At 44.2% G+C, this 276-nt stretch carries 1 protein-coding gene; it reads right to left on the bottom strand.

The annotated features are described in order from the left end of the window. Positions 1-276, bottom strand: a 276-nt coding sequence (locus tag RYX56_RS22180) for a histidine kinase dimerization/phospho-acceptor domain-containing protein (RefSeq protein ID WP_317124095.1), incomplete at both ends; no start/stop codon positions are given.

Genomic DNA, 276 nt, shown 5'->3' with positions numbered 1-276 from the left:
AACTGTTCGAGGCGATACGCTTTGTCCAACGTGATATGTACATACTTTGCCTTTTGCTCTACTGGCATGTCTGGTGCCTCGTCAAGCAGGCTCAGATAACCGATAACGGATGTAAGGGGCGTTTTTATATCGTGTGCCAAGTACATAACAACATCATTTTTTCTTTGTTCGGCCAGCTTCGCATCCAGCTCTCGCTTTTCCAAAGTCCGTTTTAATGTGTTGAGCTTCTGTTCCATGAACCCCATTTCCGCAGAAAACTCAATTTGTTTATCTTCG

It is taken from the genome of Alkalihalophilus lindianensis (assembly GCF_032843265.1).
Taxonomy (GTDB): domain Bacteria; phylum Bacillota; class Bacilli; order Bacillales; family Bacillaceae_D; genus Alkalihalophilus; species Alkalihalophilus lindianensis.
This window is presented reverse-complemented; position numbering and strand designations above follow the sequence as displayed.